Annotated in this window: 21 protein-coding genes and 1 pseudogene; 2 read left to right on the top strand and 20 right to left on the bottom strand. The window is 70.0% G+C overall.

Annotated features, from left to right (window positions below; all coding sequences use genetic code 11):
- Position 1: 1 nt before the first annotated feature.
- From QOM21_RS29345 to QOM21_RS29295, 11 genes are all read right to left on the bottom strand, one after another.
- Positions 2 to 901 carry a diacylglycerol kinase gene (locus QOM21_RS29345; protein ID WP_407554020.1) on the bottom strand — a complete coding sequence of 300 codons (900 nt, stop codon included), beginning with the start codon at positions 899 to 901 and terminating at the stop codon, positions 2 to 4.
- 123 nt (positions 902 to 1,024) lie between these two features.
- Complete coding sequence (tatC, locus tag QOM21_RS29340) at positions 1,025 to 1,981, bottom strand: twin-arginine translocase subunit TatC (protein WP_407554019.1); 957 nt, start codon at positions 1,979 to 1,981, stop codon at positions 1,025 to 1,027.
- Between the two features lie 64 nt (positions 1,982 to 2,045).
- The gene (gene tatA, locus QOM21_RS29335) at positions 2,046 to 2,333 is read right to left on the bottom strand and encodes a Sec-independent protein translocase subunit TatA (protein WP_393894337.1); all 288 of its coding nucleotides are present in this window, start codon (positions 2,331 to 2,333) and stop codon (positions 2,046 to 2,048) included.
- A 206-nt stretch (positions 2,334 to 2,539) separates the two neighbouring features.
- The gene (locus QOM21_RS29330) at positions 2,540 to 2,743 is read right to left on the bottom strand and encodes a hypothetical protein (RefSeq protein ID WP_407554017.1); all 204 of its coding nucleotides are present in this window, start codon (positions 2,741 to 2,743) and stop codon (positions 2,540 to 2,542) included.
- 86 nt (positions 2,744 to 2,829) lie between these two features.
- Positions 2,830 to 3,087, bottom strand: coding sequence for a hypothetical protein (locus QOM21_RS29325; protein WP_407554016.1), 258 nt, complete (start codon positions 3,085 to 3,087; stop codon positions 2,830 to 2,832).
- Positions 3,088 to 3,125: 38 nt separating this feature from the next.
- Positions 3,126 to 4,076, bottom strand: a complete 951-nt coding sequence (locus tag QOM21_RS29320; RefSeq protein WP_407554014.1) for a helix-turn-helix transcriptional regulator — start codon at positions 4,074 to 4,076, stop codon at positions 3,126 to 3,128.
- A 17-nt stretch (positions 4,077 to 4,093) separates the two neighbouring features.
- Entirely contained in the window at positions 4,094 to 5,059 is a 966-nt protein-coding gene (locus tag QOM21_RS29315) for a helix-turn-helix transcriptional regulator (RefSeq protein ID WP_407554012.1), read from the bottom strand.
- Between the two features lie 117 nt (positions 5,060 to 5,176).
- Positions 5,177 to 5,551: an FKBP-type peptidyl-prolyl cis-trans isomerase gene (locus QOM21_RS29310; RefSeq protein WP_393894342.1), complete on the bottom strand. Its 375-nt coding sequence runs from the start codon at positions 5,549 to 5,551 to the stop codon at positions 5,177 to 5,179.
- Positions 5,552 to 5,643: 92 nt separating this feature from the next.
- Positions 5,644 to 6,633 (bottom strand): FKBP-type peptidyl-prolyl cis-trans isomerase, encoded by a 990-nt coding sequence (locus QOM21_RS29305; protein ID WP_407554010.1) that lies wholly within the window; start codon positions 6,631 to 6,633, stop codon positions 5,644 to 5,646.
- A gap of 134 nt (positions 6,634 to 6,767) precedes the next feature.
- Positions 6,768 to 8,129, bottom strand: coding sequence for a Pup--protein ligase (gene pafA / locus QOM21_RS29300; RefSeq protein WP_398557605.1), 1,362 nt, complete (start codon positions 8,127 to 8,129; stop codon positions 6,768 to 6,770).
- A 9-nt stretch (positions 8,130 to 8,138) separates the two neighbouring features.
- Positions 8,139 to 9,398 carry an MFS transporter gene (locus QOM21_RS29295; RefSeq protein ID WP_407554009.1) on the bottom strand — a complete coding sequence of 420 codons (1,260 nt, stop codon included), beginning with the start codon at positions 9,396 to 9,398 and terminating at the stop codon, positions 8,139 to 8,141.
- A gap of 123 nt (positions 9,399 to 9,521) precedes the next feature.
- Between QOM21_RS29295 and QOM21_RS29290 the strand changes: the two genes are divergently transcribed.
- Complete coding sequence (locus tag QOM21_RS29290) at positions 9,522 to 10,595, top strand: LacI family DNA-binding transcriptional regulator (protein WP_407554007.1); 1,074 nt, start codon at positions 9,522 to 9,524, stop codon at positions 10,593 to 10,595.
- A 97-nt stretch (positions 10,596 to 10,692) separates the two neighbouring features.
- Here QOM21_RS29290 and prcA read toward each other — a convergent pair whose 3' ends face one another.
- The 6 genes and pseudogenes from prcA to arc form a co-directional block, all read right to left on the bottom strand.
- Positions 10,693 to 11,541 (bottom strand): proteasome subunit alpha, encoded by an 849-nt coding sequence (gene prcA / locus QOM21_RS29285; RefSeq protein WP_407554006.1) that lies wholly within the window; start codon positions 11,539 to 11,541, stop codon positions 10,693 to 10,695.
- Between the two features lie 66 nt (positions 11,542 to 11,607).
- Positions 11,608 to 12,453, bottom strand: coding sequence for a proteasome subunit beta (prcB, locus tag QOM21_RS29280; protein ID WP_407554004.1), 846 nt, complete (start codon positions 12,451 to 12,453; stop codon positions 11,608 to 11,610).
- A pseudogene (locus QOM21_RS29275) lies at positions 12,405 to 12,585 on the bottom strand (endonuclease domain-containing protein); the annotation flags it as partial. The gene prcB and the pseudogene QOM21_RS29275, both read right to left, overlap by 49 nt.
- A gap of 194 nt (positions 12,586 to 12,779) precedes the next feature.
- Positions 12,780 to 12,998, bottom strand: coding sequence for a ubiquitin-like protein Pup (locus tag QOM21_RS29270; protein ID WP_393894349.1), 219 nt, complete (start codon positions 12,996 to 12,998; stop codon positions 12,780 to 12,782).
- 199 nt (positions 12,999 to 13,197) lie between these two features.
- Positions 13,198 to 14,709, bottom strand: coding sequence for a depupylase/deamidase Dop (gene dop / locus QOM21_RS29265; RefSeq protein ID WP_393894350.1), 1,512 nt, complete (start codon positions 14,707 to 14,709; stop codon positions 13,198 to 13,200).
- Positions 14,710 to 14,985: 276 nt separating this feature from the next.
- Positions 14,986 to 16,752, bottom strand: coding sequence for a proteasome ATPase (gene arc, locus QOM21_RS29260; protein ID WP_407554003.1), 1,767 nt, complete (start codon positions 16,750 to 16,752; stop codon positions 14,986 to 14,988).
- A gap of 249 nt (positions 16,753 to 17,001) precedes the next feature.
- On the opposite strand from arc, the gene QOM21_RS29255 reads away from it, so the two are divergent.
- Positions 17,002 to 17,298 carry a ferredoxin gene (locus QOM21_RS29255; RefSeq protein ID WP_407554002.1) on the top strand — a complete coding sequence of 99 codons (297 nt, stop codon included), beginning with the start codon at positions 17,002 to 17,004 and terminating at the stop codon, positions 17,296 to 17,298.
- A gap of 67 nt (positions 17,299 to 17,365) precedes the next feature.
- Here the strand turns inward: QOM21_RS29255 and QOM21_RS29250 are convergent, their stop codons facing one another.
- From QOM21_RS29250 to QOM21_RS29240, 3 genes are all read right to left on the bottom strand, one after another.
- On the bottom strand, positions 17,366 to 17,944 hold the full coding sequence (locus QOM21_RS29250) for a hypothetical protein (RefSeq protein ID WP_407554001.1): 579 nt from the start codon (positions 17,942 to 17,944) through the stop codon (positions 17,366 to 17,368).
- Positions 17,945 to 18,125: 181 nt separating this feature from the next.
- Positions 18,126 to 19,061, bottom strand: coding sequence for a tRNA (adenine-N1)-methyltransferase (locus tag QOM21_RS29245; protein ID WP_407554000.1), 936 nt, complete (start codon positions 19,059 to 19,061; stop codon positions 18,126 to 18,128).
- 107 nt (positions 19,062 to 19,168) lie between these two features.
- Positions 19,169 to 20,455: a site-2 protease family protein gene (locus tag QOM21_RS29240; RefSeq protein ID WP_407553999.1), complete on the bottom strand. Its 1,287-nt coding sequence runs from the start codon at positions 20,453 to 20,455 to the stop codon at positions 19,169 to 19,171.
- Between the last annotated feature and the right edge of the window lie 126 nt (positions 20,456 to 20,581).

Genomic DNA, 20,581 nt, shown 5'->3' with positions numbered 1-20,581 from the left:
GCTACCGGTCCCCGGCACCCAGCAGCCGGACGGCTCCCGGTACGGACCGCGCGGTCAGCGGCAGCGGCCCCAGCGGCTCCCCGTCCGCATAGCCGGTCACCCCCGCCGCCTCCAGCGTGACCCGCGCCGCACGGTGCACCGAGACCTTGGGGTGGGTCAGGTGCGCTCCCCGGTAGACGCGCGGAAAGACCCTCAGCAGCTCCCCGCGTCCACAGGCGCCGACCACGGTGACGTCCAGGAGCCCGTCGTCCAGCCTCGCCTCCGCGCAGATCCGCATCCCGCCGCCGTACGAACTGCCGTTGCCCACCGCGACCAGCGTCGCCTCGACCTCGCGCACGGGCCCGTCGTCCAGCCGGATCCGGTACGGGATCGGGCGCAGCGCCGCGAGCTCGGCGAGGAGCGCCAGGTCGTAGGTGAGCCGCCCGCGCGGCACCCGCATCCGGTTGGCGCGGTCGTTGACCCGCGAGTCGAAGCCGGAGGCCAACACCGTCCCGAAGAACGTGTCCCCGACCCGCCCGAGGTCGATGGGCAGGCCCCCGTCCCCCTTGAGCGAGCGGGCGATCCGGGTGGCCGCGGCGGCCGGAGCGCGCACCGGCAGGCCGGTGGCGCGGGCGAAGTCGTTGCCGGTCCCCACTGCCACCACGCCCAGTGGGGTGCCGGTTCCGGCCACCGCCTGAAGCGCGAGCGAGACCAGCCCGTCACCGCCGACCGCGACGAGCGCTCCGGTGCCCTCGGCCACTGCGGCGCGGGCCCGGCGCAGCGCGTCCGCCGCGTCCTCGCCGAGCACCGTACGCACGGAGAAGCCCGCTTCCCGCAGGGTCGTGGCAGCCGGTTGGGTCTCCCGTGCGCCCCGGCCGCGCCCCGCCCGCGGGTTGACGAAGAGAGTGATGTCGCAGGTCACGCGCGGACCATAACCCGACGCCGCGGCACCGGGCGAGCGAACGGCCCCCGCCTCCTGGAGGCGGGGGCCGTCAGCGGCGGCAGGGCGTCCGCCACGGCCGGAGGCCGGGCGGAGCCATCGCGATCAGGTCACGTCGTCGTAGCCGCGGCGGGTCGGCGCGTCGGCACCGCCGCTCGCCTGCTCGGGGAGCATCCGGCTGGAGGCGACGGGCTCGATCTCCTCGACACCGGCCGGTGTGAGGTCCAGCTCGGAGGCCTCGTCGTCGGCCAGCTCCGCGTCCGGGTCGGCGCGCTTGCGGCGGCGGTCGTTGATCAGGCAGATGCCGGCGGCGCCGAAGTACAGCACCACGATCGGCGCGGCCAGCAGCCCCATCGTGAGCGGGTCACCGGTGGGGGTGGCGAGCGCGGCGAAGACCGTGATGCCCAGCACCATGAACCGCCACCAGCTCATGATCCGTTGTCCGGTGAGCACACCGCCGAAGTTCAGCAGCACCAGGAGCAGCGGCAGCTCGAACGCGACGCCGAAGACGACGACCATGCGCGTGACGATGTCGAGGAACTCATCGGCCGGGAAGAGGTTGGCCCAGTCACTGGGGGTCAGTCCGACCAGCGCGCCGGCCGTGGTGGGCAGCACGGCGTAGGCGAGGTAGGCGCCACCGAGGAAGAGCGGCACGCCGGCGCCGACGAAGGCCAGCGCGTACTTCTTCTCGTGCCGGTGCAGGCCCGGGGCGAGGAAGGCCCAGAGCTGGTAGAGCCAGACCGGGCTGGCGGCGACCACGCCGGTGGTGAGGGAGAGCTTGAGCAGGATCGTGAACGGTGCCAGCAGACCGTTGGCGGTGATCTCGGCGCACGGATGCGCGCGGCCACCGGCGGTGGCGCCGCCCTTCGGGCAGCCGACCGCGTCGATGACGGGACCCGTGATGAAGTGCGCGAGGGGTTCGTACTGCCACATCGCGATGACGGTGACCACACCGATCGCGAGCACCGATTTCAGCAGCCGGTTGCGCAACTCACGCAGATGCGCCGCGAGCGGCATCCGCCCCTCGGGGTCCTTCTCCTGCTTGCGGGCAGACTTGAGCAACCCACTTCCTCGTCTCGTACATCAGCCGCCCCGACCGGGTCGGAGCGACGGGATCGGGTCGGCTTCAGCTCTGGTTGGTGCGGTTCGGCTCGGCCACCGGGCGCGAGCTGCTCACATCTCCGGGAGCTGCCTGAATCGTACGAGGAGCCTGCTGCGCGGCGTCGGCAGGAGCTTCGGACGCGGCGCCGCCCTCCGCCTCGCCTTCCTTCTTCATCGCCTTGGCCTCGCTCTTGAGGATGCGGGCGGACTTGCCGAGGGAACGCGCCATGTCCGGGAGCTTCTTCGCGCCGAACAGCAGCACAATGATGACGAGAATCAGAATGATCTCGGGGGCCCTCAGGTTGCTGAACATGTGCGACTACCTTCTCGCCGGGGCGGCGTCTGCTGTGGTGCCTGCCGATGGGGTCGGACTGGCGTCCTGGTGCTACCTCGATCGTAACGTTCGGTCGTTAACGCTGGGCAATCCCCTTGCATACGTCGGATTGCCTCCCCTGCCGTGCGGTCCGGGCCGTTGCAGCGTACCTCCCGGATCACGGGCGCATCAGGGGTCCGCCGTTACTACCGCCTGCCGGCCTGGTGCGCCTGGGACGCGAGCGGCGTCGCCGCGCGCTCAAGATCCTCGGCGGCCCGCTGGATCCGGTCGGACGCCGTACCGACCTGACGGGCCAGCCGGCGCACTTCGACGAAGACGCGCACGGCCAGCACGCCGAGCACGGCGATGCCGAGGAAGCCGAGGGCGATAGCGATCATGGGCCAGAGCATGGGGCGAGCCTAACGGGCAGGCGGCGGGAGTCGGGCGGTCTCCCACGGGCCGGGCGACCTCGGCCGGCCCGTGGCGGGCGGAGCCGTCAGCCGGAGTGCAGCCGCAGTGTGCGGACCCCGCCGCCGGTGAGCAGCTCGATGATCCGCTCACCGGCCGGCCTGCGCACCGCGCGGCCACAGTCGGGGCAGGTGAAGGAGTAGAAGGTGGTGCGTCGGCTGGCGCCGATGGCCAGCCGGAACGCCTCCGAGGCCAGTTCGAAATGGCCCCGGCAGTCCGGGCAGGCCGCCTTGAAGAGCACCGGAGCGGTCGTGGTCGCCAGGGTGGTCGCCATCGTCGTCGTCATCCTTCTGCCTCCTCCTTCACGGGCTTACTGGACCGCGCTCACTCGCCGTACGCCGCGAGGGCTTGCCCTGCGGCCTGCCGCGCGCTGTCCGCGAGTGCCTGCGGGGAGACGATGCGGCCGTCACCGCCCAGCCGCAGCGCGAGCCGGCGCAGCGAGGCGGGGTCGGGGGTACGCAGGGTGATGCGCAGGCCGCCGTCGGGAAGCTCCTCGGCGCTGTCGTGCGGGTAGTACTCCGCGACCCAGCGGCCGCCCGGTCCGACCTCGATGGACACCTCGGGGTCCTCGGCCGCGGGCTGCACCAGGCCCTCCGAGAGGTCCCGCAGTTCGACCGGCGGCGGGTCGGAGGGCGCGTCCAGCAGCTTGATCTCGGCCACGCGGTCGAGCCGGAAGGTCCGCCGGGCCTCCGAGAGGCGGCACCACGCCTCGACGTAGGTGTGGCCGACGGCGAACAGGCGGATCGGGTCCACCTCCCGCTCGGTCAGCTCGTCACGCGCCGGGGAGTAGTAGCGCAGCCACAGCCGGCGCCGTTCGGCGATGGCGCGGTCCACGTCGGCGAAGACGCCGCCCTCGGACTCGAAGGTCACCGAGAGCCGGGCGCTGGCACCGGCCGCCTCGCCGGCCGCCGCCTCCAGCTTCGCGGTGGCGCGCAGCAGCGCCTGGCGGTCGCCCTCCCGCAGCCCGGGGAGGGTGGCCACGGCGCGGGCCGCGACCAGCAGCGCGGTCGCCTCGTCGGCGGCCAGCCGCAGCGGTTCCGCGACGTCGTCGGGGTTGTGCCACCAGATGCGGTCGCCGTCGGTGTCGATGTCCAGGAGGTCGCCGCCGCGGAAGCTCGTACCGCACATCGGCAGTACGTCGAGGTCGGCGATCAGCTCGTCCTCGGTGATGCCGAAGGCGCGGGCGACGTCCCCGACGCGCGCACCCGGGCGCTCGCGCAGGTAGGTCACCAGGGACAGCATCCGGCGGGTCTGGTCGATCGCGTTCGTCGCCATGGGTTCTCGTGTCCCTCTCAGCCCTTGGCCACGGCACGCAGCCGGTCCACGACATCGGCCCGCAGTTCCGCGGGTTCCAGCACCACCACATCGGGCCCGAACTCCACGAGCCAGGCGTCGAGTCCGTGGCCGTTGGGGATCTCCAGCTCGTCCCAGCCGTCACCCAGCTCCCGCACGGTGAGCGCGCGGGCGCGCAGCGGATAGCCGTGCTCGGCGCGGAGCTTGATCCTGGCCGTCCCGGTGGCGGTCTCGCCCGCCCAGCTCTCCACCGTCTCGCGGACGGTGACGTGATCGGGCACCGGAGCGGTGAACGCCCCTTGCCGGGAGCGGACCTTGCCGGTGATCCGGGAGAGCCGGAAGACCCGCTCGGCCTTGCGCTCGCGGTCCCAGCCGGCGACGTACCAGTGGCCGCGCCAGCACTCCAGGATCCACGGCTCGACCTGCCGCTGCTCGGGGCGGGCGGCGTTGGACTTGCGGTAGTCGAAGAGCACCGGCCGGCGGTCGCGGCAGGCCAGCATCAGCGGCTCGAAGGCGGCCTCGTGGGCCGGGATGCGCGGTTCGAGGGCGCTGTGCGGCTGGCCGGCGTCGAAGTCCTCGTCCGAGGCGAGCGGCATCCCGGCCGCCCGCAGCTTCTGCAACGCGCCACTGGCCGCACCCGCGAGACGCGCCTGCTGCCAGATCTTGGCGGCCAGCCCCAGGGCGGCGGCCTCCTCGGCGTCGAGCGTGATCGGGGGGAGGCGGTTGCTGTCCCGGCGGGCGAGGTAGCCGACGTCCGCGTCGATGCCGTCGACGGTTTCGATCACCAGGCCCAGCTCACGCAGATCGTCCTTGTCCCGCTCGAACATGCGGTTGAAGGAGTCGTCGCTGCCCGCCTCGATGTAGGCCTCGATGGACGACCTGAGTTCGCGCTTGGTCAGCGGGCGACGGGTCCCCAGCAGACACAGCGCCAGGTTCATCAGCCGCTCGGCCTTGGCAATCGCCATCGACGCCCTTTCTCGTTGAACTCCCGACCGTTGACCGTACCGCTCAGGGTGCCCAGGGCAAAGCTGAGGGCCCATGCCGGTCGGCATGGGCCCTCGGTGCTGTCGTCAGCCGTGGTCTCAGACGGAGACCAGGTCGCAGACGAAGATCAGCGTCTCGCCCGGGGCGATCCGGCCACCGCCGGCGCCGCGCTCACCGTAGGCGAGGTGCGAGGGGATGGTCAGCCGGCGACGGCCGCCGACCTTCATGCCCTGCACGCCCTGGTCCCAGCCGGCGATGACCTGGCCGGCGCCCAGCTGGAACTGCAGCGGGGTGCCGCGGTTCCAGCTCGCGTCGAACTCCTCGCCGGTGCTGAACGCAACGCCGACGTAGTGGACGGAGACGGTGTCCCCGGCCTTGGCGACCGGCCCGTCACCCTCCTTCAGGTCCACGATCTCGAGCTCGGTGGGAGCCGGGCCCTCAGGAAAGTCGATCTCGGGCTTGTCGATGCTCACGAATGTGCTCCTACTTACGAATCTTTACGATTACGGCGCCAGTCTCGCAGATCTTGGCGGCCGTTCCGTGTTGCCGGTCGGGAGACGAACGATCAGACCGTGCCCACGATGTCGACCGAGAAGACCAGGGTGTTCTTCGCGAGCTCGTGCTGCGGGCTCGCGCCGTAGCCCAGCTTCGGCGGGATCACGATCTCCACCCGGTCACCGACGTGCTTGCCGACCAGAGCCTTGTCCCAGCCCTGGACGACCTGGCCGGTGCCGATCTGGAAGGCGGTCGCGCCACCGTGGTCCCAGGAGGAGTCGAACTTCTTGCCGTCCTCCCACTTCACACCGGTGTACTGGGCGATCAGCCCGTCGCCCGCCTTCACCTTGGGACCCTTGCCCTTGATCAGGACCTGGTCCTTCAGGCCGGTCGGCGCCTTCTCACCCTTGGGGACGGTGATGGTCGCGGCCTTCTCCCCCTCCGCCTTCACCTCGGGCAGCCCGTCCTCGGGCGCCGCCTGCTCGCCCTCGGCCTTGGTCTTCTTGTCCACCTTCTTGGCGCCGACCACGTCGACGACCCACACCAGGCCGTCCTCGGGCTTGATGCCCGACTGCGGGTTCAGGCCCTCGCCGATCAGCGCCTTCGCGGTGCCCTCGACCTCGAACCGGCTGCCGACCTTGTGCCCGGCCACCTCGCTCATCACCTTCGGCGGGAGCATCTGCTGGGTCATCTGGTCGGTGACCTCGCTGACGACCTGGGTACGCGGCGCGCCGGGCTTGGTCCCGGGCTGCGGCGTCCAGCTGCTGCCGAGGTTCTGGCCCTTCATCGACTGCGCGGCGAAGTCCAGCCGGACGAGATCGCCCTTCTTGACGACCTCGCCCTTGCCCTCGACGAGCGTCTTGGTGACGGCCTTGTCGGCGGGCTTGGCGTCCTTGGGCACGCTGATCTTGGGCTTGGCGCCCGCCGCGCCCGTCACCTTGACAACGGCGTCATCGGACGCGCCCTTGCCGTCGTCGGACCCGCACGCGGCGGTGAACAGCAGGATGGGCACGGTCAGCGCTGCGGCAGCAGCGCGACGGGTGTTCTTCGTGAGGTTCATCAGTCCAACTCGGGCTCGTGGGGTGATGGGGCAATGCCCGCCACTCTACGACCTGTCCCCCGAGGCGTTTCCCGGCGCAACACAGCAATGTGCCGGGAGCAATCACTCCCGGCACATAGCTGTGTACGCGGCGGTCACATCCCCGCGATGAGCTTCTCCACTCTGTCGTCCACCGACCGGAACGGGTCCTTGCACAGGACCGTGCGCTGTGCCTGGTCATTGAGCTTGAGGTGCACCCAGTCGACGGTGAAATCCCGGCGCTGCTCCTGAGCACGCCGAATGAAGTCGCCCCGCAGCCGCGCGCGCGTGGTCTGCGGCGGCACCGACTTGCCTTCGAAGATCTTCAAGTCGTTGCAGATCCTGGCGGCTTGCCCCTTGCGCTCCAGGAGGTAATAGAGCCCCCTGCGGCGATGGATGTCGTGATAGGCGAGGTCTATCTGCGCCACTCGCGGATGCGACATGGTGATGTTGTTCTTCGCGCGGTACCGCTCGATGAGCTGATGTTTCATCACCCAGTCGATCTCGGTGGAGATCCGGTCGAGATCCTCGTCCCGGATCGCCTCGAGAGTGCGGCCCCACAGCTCCAGAACCCGCTCGACGGTGCCCGTACGGATTCCGCGGCGCTCGCAGAAGTCCACGGCCTTCTCGTAGTACTCCTGCTGGACCTCCAGGGCGGAGGCCTCGCGGCCACTGGCCAGGCGCACCTTGCGCTGTCCGGTGATGTCATGGCTGACCTCACGGATCGCCCTGATGGGGTTCTCCAGCGTCAGATCGCGCATGACCGTGCCCGCCTCGATCATGCGCAGCACGAGATCGGTGGCACCGACCTTGAGCAGCATGGTCGTCTCGGACATGTTGGAGTCACCGACGATGACATGCAGACGGCGATAGCGCTCGGCGTCGGCATGCGGCTCGTCGCGGGTGTTGATGATCGGACGGGAGCGGGTCGTCGCGGAGGAGACTCCCTCCCAGATGTGCTCGGCGCGCTGACTGACGCAGTAGACGGCGCCCCGCGGAGTCTGGAGCACCTTGCCCGCGCCGCACAGCAGCTGACGGGTGACGAGGAAGGGGATGAGGATGTCCGCGAGCCGGGAGAACTCCCCGTGGCGGGCGACGAGATAGTTCTCGTGGCAGCCGTAGGAGTTTCCCGCCGAATCGGTGTTGTTCTTGAAGAGATAGACGTCGCCCGCGATTCCCTCCTCGTGCAGGCGGCGTTCGGCGTCGACGAGCAGGCCCTCGAGAATGCGCTCGCCGGCCTTGTCGTGGGTGACCAGTTCGGTCACGTTGTCGCACTCGGGAGTTGCGTATTCCGGATGCGATCCCACGTCGAGGTACAGGCGGGCGCCGTTCCGCAGGAAGACATTGCTGCTGCGGCCCCATGACACAACACGGCGGAAGAGGTACCGCGCCACTTCGTCAGGTGACAGTCGGCGCTGTCCCCTGAAAGTGCACGTGACGCCGTACTCGTTCTCCAGCCCGAAAATGCGGCGGTCCATGACTGAACATTACGCCTGACGGCCTGCTCTGAAACCGGGTTCGACGGCCCCGTTTCGATCATTTTCCGTCGGGAGCGCTTCGCTCTTGCGCCGCACGGGATCCCCGAGAAATCGCTTCGTCGACAAAAGCACCATCAGCGCGGCGACACCACCGGCGCCGGCCACCGCGAATCCCGCCGCCGAACCGCCGCCCTCGACCGCCGGGCCCACCACCGAGGCGCCGACCGCCGAGCCGACGCCGAAGGTCGTCACCAGCCACGAAAAGGCCTCGGTCACCGTCCCCTTGGGAGCGTGCCGGTCGACGACGACGAACGCGCAGGCGAGCGCGGGCGCCAGGAAGACGCCGGCGACTCCGGTCAGCACCGTCATCCCGACCACGCCGGGCACCAGCATCAGCGGCAGGTAACCCAGCGCCAGCAGCGCGATGAGCAGCCGCAGCCGGCTCTCCGGCCGCCCCGGCCACTCGCGGGCGCCGTAGGCGATACCGCCGACCAGCGCGCCGAACCCGAGAGCGGAGAGCAGAGCACTGGAGATCATGCCCCCGCCGTACTCGTCGGCGTACGCCACCGCCGCGACCGCGATGGACCCCAGCGCCAGCCCGACGAAGAAGAAGGCCCCGATCAGCACCAGCATCCCGCCCGAGCGCAGAGCGCCCAGCCAGTGCGCCTCGCGCGGCTCGCTGCGCCACTGCCGGGACGGCTCGGAGACCACGACGGAGAGCGCGCCGAGCACCCCGATCAGGTTGATCACCAGCAGCGCGGCCCGCTCCGACCAGGCCGCCACGCACAGTGTCACCAGCAACGGGCCCACGGCGAACATGACTTCCTGCGCGACCGCGTCCAGTGCGTAGGCGGCGTGCACCCGGTCCTCACGCTTGAGGACGCCCGGCCACAGCGCTCGCAGACCGCCCTCCAGGGGCGGGGTGAAGAGACCTGCGATGACCATGGCGACGTAGGCGAGCCACAGCACCTTCAGGCCGACGGCCGCCAGCAGCGCCATTCCGAGGGCGGAGAGCACCGCGGCGGGCAGCATCACCCGCGGCTGCCCGCGCAGGTCCACGGCCCGGCCGAGGAGCGGCTGGCCGATGGCGGTGCAGACGCCGTAGACCGCGGAGAGCACGCCGGCGAGCGCATAGCTGCCGCCCTCCGCACGGACGAAGAGGACCACCGCCAGCGGCGCGGTGGCGTTCGGCAGCCTGCCCACCAGGGTCCCCGTCAGGAGCCGGGCCGCATGCCGGGTCCTGAGCAGCTCCGCATATCCCGCGGCCATCCCCGCCCCTTTCCCTCCGGGCCGGCCCGGAGGTTTTACGTATAACGTGCGGCGTCATACGTACCATGACGGCAACCCGTGGGTCCAGCCCACCGCGGCCGAACGCAAGGAGAGAGAGCACCGGTGACCAGCAACGAGGCCACGACGCCGACCCGCCGTGAGGCGCCCGGTAAGGCCGTCGCGCCCGCCGGTGCGCGCACCACCAGCCGGGACGTCGCGCGCGCCGCCGGGGTCTCGCAGGCCGCCGTCTCCCTCGTGCTGGGCGACAAGTGGCGGGGCCGGGTCTCCCCCGGCAAGGCGGAGGCGGTGCGCACCGCGGCCCGCGAGCTGGGCTACCGGCCCAACCTCGCCGCCCGCACCCTGCGCACCGGCCGCACCCGCACCGTGCTCCTCGTGGTCCCGGCGCTGACCACCGAGTTCTTCGCGCGTGTCTACACCGGCGCGGCCCGGATCGCCGCCGACCACGGCTTCGGTGTGGTGCTCTATCCGTCACCCGAGGGCATCGGCCCGGCCCGCGACCCCTTCGACTCCTCCGCGGCCACCCTGGACGGCGTCATCGCCTCGTCCATGGCCGCGGACGCGCTCACCGCGCTGCGTGACGCCGGCCTGCCCCTGGTGATGCTGGACAGCGACCCGGACGACGACCGCCCGGCCGCCTCGGTCAACCTCGATATCGCCGACGGTGTACGGCAGTTGGTGAACCATGTGGTCGGCCTCGGCCACCGCCGCATCACCCATCTCGCGGCGGACGTCGACTCCTGGACCTTCGAGCTGCGCGCCCGCGCCCTGGCCGACGCGCTGGAGGGGCTGCCCGGCACCCGTCTGCGCCGGCAGCCCACCGCCCTGAGCGTCGACGCCGGGCTGCGGGCCGCGCATGCCGCGCTGACCGGAGCGGGCCCGCGCCCCACCGCCCTGCTCTGCGACGACGACATCATCGCCGCGGGAGCCTGCAAGGCCGTGCGCCGGCTGGGCCTGCGGGTCCCCGAGGACGTCTCCGTCACCGGCTTCGACGATCTGGCCCTGGCGGTCGCGGTGGAGCCGGAGCTGACGACCGTACGGCTGCCCGCCGAGGAGTTCGGCGAGGCGGGGATGCGGGCCCTGATGGCGGTTCTGGACGGCCGGGGGGCCGAGGCGCCCACGCTGCCGGTCCAGCTGATCGCCCGCGGCTCGACGGCCGCGCCTCCCGACGGCCCGTAGCGCGTAGCCCGCCCGGCGGCGCCCGGACACCGGCGCGCCCCGGCGGGCTGTGACCCACCGGGGCGCGTATACCGGGCACATCGCCCGGATGGCGTGCTCAGTCCTTCGTGCCGGACGAGCCCTTGTCGTCCTTGGCGTCCGGGCCCTTGCCCGAACCGCCCTTGTCGGCCGCCCCGTTGTCGGCGGCGTCGGCCGCGTCGTCCGAGGACTCGTCGGTGTCCGACGGCCCGCCCGCGGACGCGGCGCCGTTCTCGTCGAGCAGGCGGGAGAGCTGCCGGCCCAGGATGCGCTTGAACTTCCGCTGCTGGGGCCGCGTACGGTCCAGCGTCGCGACCTCCAGCTGCTCGGCGGTCAGCGTGCGCTCGCCGCCGTTGTTGTCGCGCGAGAGCGAATCGACGGCCAGCTTCAGCGCCTCACCCAGCGTCATACCGTCGCGGTGGCGCTGGTCGAGGTAGGTGCTGATCTGGTCGGCGTTGCCACCCACCGCGACGGAGCCGTGCTCGTCGACGATGGAGCCGTCGTGCGGCAGCCGGTAGATCTGATCGTCCTCGGCGGCGTTGCCCACCTCGGCGACGATCAGCTCGACCTCGTACGGCTTCTCGGCGGCGCTGGAGAAGATCGTGCCGAGCGTCTGGGCGTAGACGTTGGCGAGTCCGCGTGCGGTCACGTCCTCGCGGTGGTAGGTGTAGCCCCGCAGGTCGGCGTAGCGCACGCCGCCGATCCGCAGGTTCTCGAACTCGTTGTACTTGCCGACCGCCGCGAAGGCGATGCGGTCATAGATCTCGCTGACCTTGTGCAGGGCCCGGGAGGGATTCTCGGCGACGAAGACCACGCCGTCGGTGTACTGCAGCACCACGACGCTGCGACCGCGCGCGATGCCCTTCCGGGCGTATTCGGCCCGATCGGCCATGGCCTGCTGGGGTGAGACATAGAACGGCGTCGACACCGGCTATCCGTCCCTTTCTGTCAATGGCTCTGTCAGTGGCGCATGCATGGAGGAACAGCCGTCCCGTCAGAGCAGCGCGGCGCGCGGGCCGTCGGGCTGGTCGAGGCGGCGCTCATGAATGGCCCGGGCGATCTCCGAGACCTCGGCTTCGGCGTACCTCTTGAAGCCGTCCTCGGTGATCACCATGACGATCGGATAGATCCGCCGGGCCATGTCGGGCCCGCCGGTCGCGGAGTCGTCGTCGGCGGCGTCGTAGAGCGCCTGGACGACGGCCGTGGCGGCCTGGTTCTCGGTGAAGTCGTCGCGGTAGAGCTTCTTGAGGGCCCCGCGGGCGAAGACGGAGCCGGAGCCCGTCGACGCGAAGCCGTGCTCCTCGGAGCGACCGCCGGTGACGTCGTACGAGAAGATGCGGCCCTTCTCGCGGTCGAGGTCCCAGCCGGCGAACAGCGGCACCACCGCGAGGCCCTGCATGGCCATCCCGAGGTTGCCGCGGATCATCGTGGAGAGGCGGTTCGCCTTGCCTTCGAGGGAGAGTTGGGCGCCCTCGACCTTTTCGAAGTGCTCCAGCTCCAGCTGGAACAGCTTGACCATCTCGACGGCCAGACCGGCGGTGCCGGCAATGCCGACCGCGGAGTACTCGTCGGCGGGGAAAACCTTCTCGATGTCGCGCTGCGCGATGACATTGCCCATCGTCGCCCGCCGGTCACCGGCGAGCACCACGCCACCGGGGAAGGACGCGGCCACGATGGTGGTGCCGTGCGGCGCCTCGACGGCACCCTGCACGGGCGGCAACGGGCGGTTGCCCGGCAGCAGATCGGGAGAGTGCTCACCGAGGAAGTCCATGAACGACGAGGATCCAGGCGTCAGGAAGGCCGCTGGCAGACGCCCGGTGCTACGAGTGTTGGCTTCCACACGTTTCCTTCCAGATATTCGGCCGCCCGCCTCACAACGTCCGGCCGATCCTTGACTTGGTCCAAGGGCTGCGTTGCAGCTGAAGCACAGTACGCCTCGGACCTTACCCGTCTCGTGCGCGTGATCCACATGAGTTCCGGAACCGGGGCCGCGACCCCGTACGGCCGATACGGACGCGCTTTGTTGACGCACCACCAGGGCGGCCGGGCGGCGGCCGCGGGAGCACCGTCCGCCCGAAGAGAGCGCCGGCGCGTACCGGACGCGGTGGGCAGCGCTCCGGGAAAGCCCGGAAGCACTGCCGATGCCGCGTCCGGTCCACGGACCGGCTACTCGCCGCCCTTCTGCACAAAGGACCGCACGAAGTCCTCGGCATTTTCTTCCAGAACGTCGTCGATTTCGTCCAGCACCGAATCCACGTCGTCCGACAGCTTTTCCTGGCGCTCCTTGAGGTCTTCGGAAGCCTCCGCGTCCTGCGTCTGCTCCTCGACCTCTTCGGTGGAACGCGTGGCCTTCTGCTGCCCGCCGCCGCTGTCCTTGGTCGCCATATCCCTCACCCCGCTCGGTTCGCCCCGCTCGATGTGACCTTCAAGATCAGACCCTACAAGGAGGGTGTGACATCGGCCCTGCACTTGGTGCAACGTCCGGGAGTCACCTCGATGATTCCCGCACCGCGGCCATTTCAGCCGCGGATCGGTCGCCGATCGCCGTACGGCCGCCGCGAGTCCGCCGTGAATACGCCGGAACTCAGCGGCCGGACAGCACCCGGACCAGTTCCTCGGCCGTCCGGCACCGGTCCAGCAGCTCCTTGACGTGCTGCCGGGTCCCGCGCAGCGGCTCCAGCGTGGGCACCCGTTGCAGGGAGTCCCGGCCCGGCAGGTCGAAGATGACCGAATCCCACGAGGCCGCAGCGACGTCGTCGGCGTACTGCTCCAGGCACCGGCCGCGGAAGTAGGCCCTGGTGTCCTCCGGAGGCTTCATACGCGCCCGTTCCACCTCGGGCTCGTCCAGGAGCCGCTTCATCTTGCCGCGGGCCGCCAGACGGTTGTACAGGCCCTTGTCGGGGCGCACGTCGGCGTACTGCAGGTCGATGAGGTGCAGCCGCGCCGCGTCCCAGTCCAGGCCGTCCCGCCGGCGGTAGCCCTCCATCAGCTCCCGCTTGGCGACCCAGTCCAGCTCGCCCGACAGGCTCATCGGATCGTTCTCCAGCCGCCCGAGCACGTCCTCCCACCTGGTCAGGACGTCCTTGGTCTGCTCGTCCGCGTCCGCGCCGTAGCGGTCCTCGACGTACTTGCGGGCCAGCTCGAAGTACTCCATCTGGAGCTGTACCGCGGTGAGCGTGCGGCCGCTGCGGAGAGTGATCAGATGTTGCAGAGTGGGGTCGTGCGAAACCTGGTGGAGGGTACGGACGGGCTGGTCGACCGCCAGGTCGACGGCGATGAATCCGTCCTCGATCATGGAGAGCACCAGCGAGGTGGTGCCCAGCTTCAGATACGTCGAGATCTCGGAAAGGTTGGCGTCGCCGATGATCACATGGAGCCGGCGGTACTTCTCCGCGTCCGCGTGCGGTTCGTCGCGGGTGTTGATGATGGGGCGCTTGAGCGTCGTCTCCAGGCCCACCTCGACCTCGAAGTAGTCCGAGCGCTGGCTGAGCTGGAAGCCGTGCTCGTGGCCGTCCTGGCCGATACCCACCCGGCCGGCGCCCGTGACCACCTGGCGCGAGACGAAGAAGGGCGTCAGGTGCCGCACGATGTCCGAGAACGGGGTCTCCCGCTTCATCAGGTAGTTCTCGTGCGTCCCGTAGGAGGCGCCCTTGTTGTCGGTGTTGTTCTTGTAAAGGTGAATGGGCTGGGCGCCGGGCACCTGACCTGCGCGTTCCGCCGCCTCGGCCATGATCCGCTCGCCGGCCTTGTCCCACAGGACCGCGTCGCGCGGATTGGTGACCTCGGGAGCGCTGTATTCGGGGTGGGCGTGGTCGACGTAGAGCCTGGCCCCGTTGGTGAGGATGACATTGGCGAGGCCGATGTCCTCATCGGTGAGCTGACTGGAATCGGCGGCCTCGCGGGCGAGGTCGAAGCCGCGGGCGTCCCGCAGCGGATTCTCCTCCTCGAAATCCCAGCGGGCACGTCGTGCCCGGTGCATCGCCGCCGCGTAGGCGTTGACGACCTGGGACGAGGTGAGCATGGCATTGGCGTTCGGGTGGCCGGGGACGGAGATCCCGTACTCCGTCTCGATTCCCATTACTCGCCGTACGGTCATGCGGCCCTCCTTGCCCGGCGGCGCCCCCGGATGGGGTCGGCGCTCAAGTACCGCTGCGCTTCCGTGCTGTCTGCGATCCCCGCTCCCGAACAGCGTGACGCGGCGGTACCGAAGAGCCTAGAACGCCTTTGCGGTGCTGGGGAGATCATTACAGTCATTACTCCAGTCCGGTTTTCCCTGTTTTCCCGCGGCCTTTTCGGGGACGCGTCCCGCATGCCCGGAAAAGCGTCCGGCTGCGGACGCCCCGTGCAGGACATCCGCAGCCGGAGTGCGGTGTTACAGGTATTGGCCGGTATTCGCCACCGTGTCGATGGAGCGGCCGGTGTCCGCGCCCTGCTTTCCGGTGACCAGCGTACGGATGTAAACGATCCGCTCGCCCTTCTTACCGGAGATCCGGGCCCAGTCGTCCGGGTTGGTGGTGTTGGGCAGGTCCTCGTTCTCCTTGAACTCGTCCACGCACGCCTGGAGGAGGTGGGAGACCCGCAGACCCTTCTGCTTGTGCTCGAGGAAGGCCTTGATGGCCATCTTCTTCGCACGTCCGACAATGTTTTCGATCATCGCGCCGGAGTTGAAGTCCTTGAAGTACAAAACTTCCTTGTCACCATTGGCGTAGGTGACCTCCAGGAAGCGGTTCTCCTCGGATTCCGCGTACATCTGCTCGACGACCGACTGGATCATTCCGCTGACCGCGGCCTTGCGCGACTCGCCGTGCTCGGTGAGGTCGTCGGAATGCAGCGGGAGGCGTTCCGTGAGGTACTTCGAGAAGATGTCCTTGGCGGCCTCCGCGTCCGGACGCTCGATCTTGATCTTCACATCGAGCCGGCCGGGGCGCAGGATCGCCGGGTCGATCATGTCCTCGCGGTTCGAGGCACCGATCACGATGACGTTCTCCAGGCCCTCCACACCGTCGATCTCGGAGAGCAGCTGCGGAACGATGGTGTTCTCCACGTCCGAGCTGACACCGGAGCCGCGGGTGCGGAAGAGGGAGTCCATCTCGTCGAAGAAGACGATGACGGGGGTCCCCTCGCTCGCCTTCTCCCTGGCCCGCTGGAAGACCAGCCGGATGTGCCGCTCCGTCTCGCCGACGTACTTGTTGAGCAGCTCGGGGCCCTTGATGTTGAGGAAGAAGCTCTTCCCCGCGGGCTGCCCGGTCACCTCGGCGACCTTCTTGGCAAGGGAGTTGGCGACCGCCTTGGCGATGAGCGTCTTGCCGCAGCCGGGCGGGCCGTAGAGCAAGACACCCTTGGGGGGACGGAGTTCGTGCTCCTTGAAGAGGTCGGGGTAGAGGTACGGAAGCTCGACCGCGTCCCGGATCAGTTCGATCTGGCCGCCCAGACCGCCGATCTTGGTGTAGTCGATGTCCGGGACCTCTTCGAGGACGAGCTCCTCGACCTCGCTCTTCGGGATGACTTCGTAGACGTAGCCGGACCGGGGCTCGAGGAGCAGGGCGTCGCCGGGGCGGATGGTGATGTCCAGCAGCGGCTCGGCGAGCCTCACCACCCGTTCCTCGTCGGTGTGCCCGATGACCAGCGCGCGCTCGCCGTCCTCAAGGATCTCCTTGAGGGTGACGATGTCGCCGGCGCTCTCGAACTCCATGGCCTCGACCACGTTGAGCGCTTCATTGAGCATGACCTCTTGGCCGCGCCTGAGGTCGGCGGTCTCCACACTGGGGCTGACATTCACCCGGAGCTTTCTGCCTCCGGTGAAAATGTCGACCGTGTCGTCCTCGTTGGACTGCAGGAAGACACCGAAGCCGGCCGGCGGCTGCGCGAGCCGGTCGACTTCCTCCTTGAGCGCGACGATCTGGTCGCGGGCCTCGCGGAGAGTATTGGCGAGTCGCTCGTTCTGAGCCGAGACGCCGGCCAGGTTGGTCTGCAGCTCGACGATCCGCTCTTCGAGAATCCTCGTGTGACGCGGAGAGTCGGCGAGCTTGCGTCGCAGGACGGCGATCTCCTGCTCGAGATAGGCAACCTGGCCGGCGGGATCTTCAGACCCTCGCCCCGGCCGGATGCCGCGGTTGATGTCGTCGTCGTGGGCTGCCACGGTCCTCACCTCCTCCAAGGAGCTGGACGCTTCCTGACCCTACCTGGGCCGGTGCAGGTTGAAACCCCTAGATCGAAAAGACTGTCGGGGTGTGTCTGATCTTCACCCTTGCGCACGTCCTCACGCCAAAGGAATACCCACCCAACGGCATCGGAAAGCGAGCGGTTGTATCGTCGAGTCGGTCAACACCCGTCAGGGGTGGCGCCACTTAGACAAAAACGGTTCACGTACGCAGGAACGGCAGGCGAGATGACCGCGCAGGATGAAGCCCGTCCAGAGCTTGAAGTCTGGATCGATCAGGACCTGTGCACCGGCGATGGCATCTGTGCGCAGTACGCGCCCGAGGTCTTCGAGCTCGACATCGATGGCCTGGCCTATGTCAAGAGCGGCGACGACGAGCTGCTCCAGGACAAGGGGGCCACAACCCCCGTCCCGCTCCCGCTGCTCAACGACGTCAAGGACTCGGCCAAGGAGTGCCCCGGGGACTGTATTCACGTCCGCCGCGTCGCGGACCGGGTCGAGGTATACGGCCCGGACGCGGAGTAGACGCCCCGCAGACGGGAGCGTAGGCCGGTCGTAGCCGGCGTCGACTCACCGCACTGCGGGTGACGGATCACGCACGCTCGGTGCTCATCGCGGCGGGGAGTTCGCTCTGGACGAACTTCCCGCCCTTCCATTGCCACTTGACGCCCTTGTGCACGTCGGGGCAGCAGCGCGGCACGTCAAGGGTGGAGTAGCCCAGGAGCTCCGCCGAGATCCCGCCCCCCGCCAGGGCGATCCGCTGGACACTGAGCTTCTGGGCGGGCTCGACGAGCGTCGCCACGATGCGCGGCGCCGCCTCGGGGTCGCTCGGCCGGGCGAGGACGTAGACCCCGCTGGGCGGCGTGCCGATCCCGGAGTGGCAGCGGGCCACGGCGACGGTCTCCGTCGTGCCGTCGCCGTCGAGGTCGCCGGAGACCTTCTTCACCACGTCGACCCGCTCGGGCCCGCACTCCATGGGAAAAGTCACCTCGCGGGGGTCGGGAGCCGCGGTGTGGCCGGTTCTCGCTTGCCCGGGCGTGGTGGCGGTGGCATCAGGAGGCTGGACGAAGGACGCGGCCGCGACGACCGCGGAGATGGCGGTGGCGGTGGCGAGCCAGTGCATGGCGCGCGGCTGGGTGTGCGAAAGGTCCTGGCCTGCCAAGGGCTGCACGCGGGGTAACTCCTGTGAAGTGCTGTGGAGGTGGGAGTGCCCAGCATCGTTCCACAGGAGCGGACCGCACGGAACCGGCCGGACAGGAGTTTTGCCTTGGGTACGAAGAAGCGCCGCCGGCGGTTCCCCGTGGGGGAACTCGTCGGCGGCGCCTGGCGGTTCGTTGGCCGGATCTGAACGGTCAGCCGCGCTCTGCGGAGCCGCTCGCGCCGGAGGATCCCGCGGCCGGGTCGGCCTTGCCCGGTCCGGAGTAGTCCTCGCCGTACGCGCCCTTGGCGGGCCGGCGGCGGCGCAGCGGGGGCTCGACCCCGTCGGCCAGGCGGCGGGCGGTGAGGAGGAAGCCGGTGTGCCCGATCATGCGGTGGTCGGGGCGGACGGCCAGGCCCTCGACGTGCCAGGTGCGGACCATGGTCTCCCAGGCCGACGGCTCGTTGAAGGTGCCGTGCTCGCGGATCGACTCGACGGTGCGGGCCAGCTGCGTGGTCGTCGCGACGTAGGCGCAGAGGATGCCGCCGGGGACCAGCGCCTTGGAGACGGCCTCCAGGCACTCCCAGGGGGCCAGCATGTCCAGGATGACGCGGTCGACGTCGGCGTCGGAGAGGTTGTCCTGGAGGTCACCGACGGTGAGGGTCCACGCGGGGTGCGGACCGCCGAAGTAGCGTTCGACGTTCTGCGTGGCGATCTCGGCGAAGTCGGCGCGGCGCTCGTAGGAGTGCAGCATGCCCTGGTCGCCGATGGCGCGCAGCAGGAAGCTGCTGAGCGAGCCGGATCCCACCCCCGCCTCGACGACGCGGGCGCCGGGGAAGATGTCGGCCATCGCCAGGATCTGCCCCGCGTCCTTGGGGTAGACCACGGCGGCGCCGCGGGGCATGGACAGGACATAGTCGGGGAGCAGCGGGCGCAGCGCGAGGTAGGCGACGTTCCCGGTGGTACGGACAACACTGCCCTCGGGAGCACCGATCAGCTCGTCGTGGGGGAAGGCTCCCTTATGGGTGTGGAAGCTTTTTCCCTCTTCGAGCGTGAAGGTGTAGTGGCGTCCCTTGGGGTCGGTGAGCTGGACCTGGTCCCCGACCTTGAAGGGCCCGCGACGGCGGGCGGCACCGGTCGGTTCGGACATGTGACCAGCCTACCGGCCCGTCGGGACGCCGCGGACCAGTGGGCCCGCGGACGGGTCCCCGGGGCGGCCGCGGGGTCCTCCTGCGGCGGCGGGTCAGGAGCCGCGGGTCAGGAGTGGCGGGACATCGCGGAGACGAACGCCCGCTCGACATCGGCGCTGGACAGCACGCCGTAGATCTCACCGGTCTCCTCGACGACGAGGTATTCGGTGGCCGGGGTGGCCCGCAGGAACTCCAGGAGGCCCTCACCCGCGAGTTCGGCGGAGACCCGCATGCCGTCCTTGAGGTCCTGGGCGAGGGTGCCCACCGGGACCCAGGGGCGGCGGTGCTCGGGGACGGCCACGATCGCGGCCTCACGGACGAGGGCCGTGGGCTCCCCCTGGCGGTCGACGACGACCAGGGCGCGGGCACCGGCGCTGTTGGCGCGGCGCAGCGCTTCGGAGAGCGGGGTGTCGGTCTCGACCGGCACGGCGCGCCGGGTCAGCACCCGGGCCTGGAGGTCGGGCAGGCGCTCGCGCAGCCGGGCCATGCGCAGGCTGTTGCCGGCGCCGGTCCAGATGATGGCGGCGAGGATCGCCGCAAGCAGGGCGTCGGTGAGGGAGTCGGCGCCGCCGATCTCCGGGCGGGTGTTGCCGAGCGCACCGGTGTGGGTGAGCAGCGGCAGGCCGATGAGGACGGCGACGGCGAGGGCGCGGCCGACCCAGGCGGCGGCGACGGTGCCGGTCATCGGTTTGCCGGAGAGCTTCCAGACGACGGCGCGCAGCATCCGCCCGCCGTCCAGCGGGAGGCCGGGCAGGAGGTTGAAGATCGCGACGATGAGGTTGGAGATCATCAGGCCCGCGAGCAGGACGCCGGGGACGGTGCCCGGTTCGACCAGCTGCATGCCGCCGTAGAAGACGCCGGCGAGCACCAGGGACAGGAGCGGGCCGACGAAGGCGAGGACGAACTCGCGGCCCGGGGTCTCGGTCTCCTTCTCGATCTCCGAGACGCCGCCGAAGAACTGGAGCTGGATGCGGCGCACCGGGAGCTTGAAGCGGAGGGCGGCGACGGTGTGCGCCAGCTCGTGGACGAGCACCGAGGCGTAGAAGGCGACGGCGAAGAAGAGCGAGACGAGGTAGCGGGCGCCGCCGAGCTCGGGCAGCACGCGTTCCAGTTGCCCGCCGAAGACCCAGGTGATGAGGGCGGCGACGAGGAACCAGCTGGGGGCGACGTAGACCGGCACGCCGAAGGGCCGGCCCATGAGGATGCCGCCGCCCGCGCCCTTTCGCCTGCCGGGTGCCGGAGTCCTGGGTTCCTTCGGTGCGGGCGGCTCGGGCTTCTCGGTGTCCTTGGGCGGCTCGGGCGGCTGGGACTGCACGGACTCCTGGGGGTCCTGCGGCTTCCCGCTCTCGTCCACGGCGTCCCCTCGTCGAATACGGCCTTCGCTCCTGCTCGGCGTGATCCATCGATCATGCAGGGCAAAGGGGTCTGAGGTCGATGGTATGCGGAGTGCCCCGCCGGGATCCGCCGCGGGGCCCTTCCG

It is taken from the genome of Streptomyces sp. Pv4-95 (assembly GCF_045782725.1).
Taxonomy (GTDB): domain Bacteria; phylum Actinomycetota; class Actinomycetes; order Streptomycetales; family Streptomycetaceae; genus Streptomyces.
This window is presented reverse-complemented; position numbering and strand designations above follow the sequence as displayed.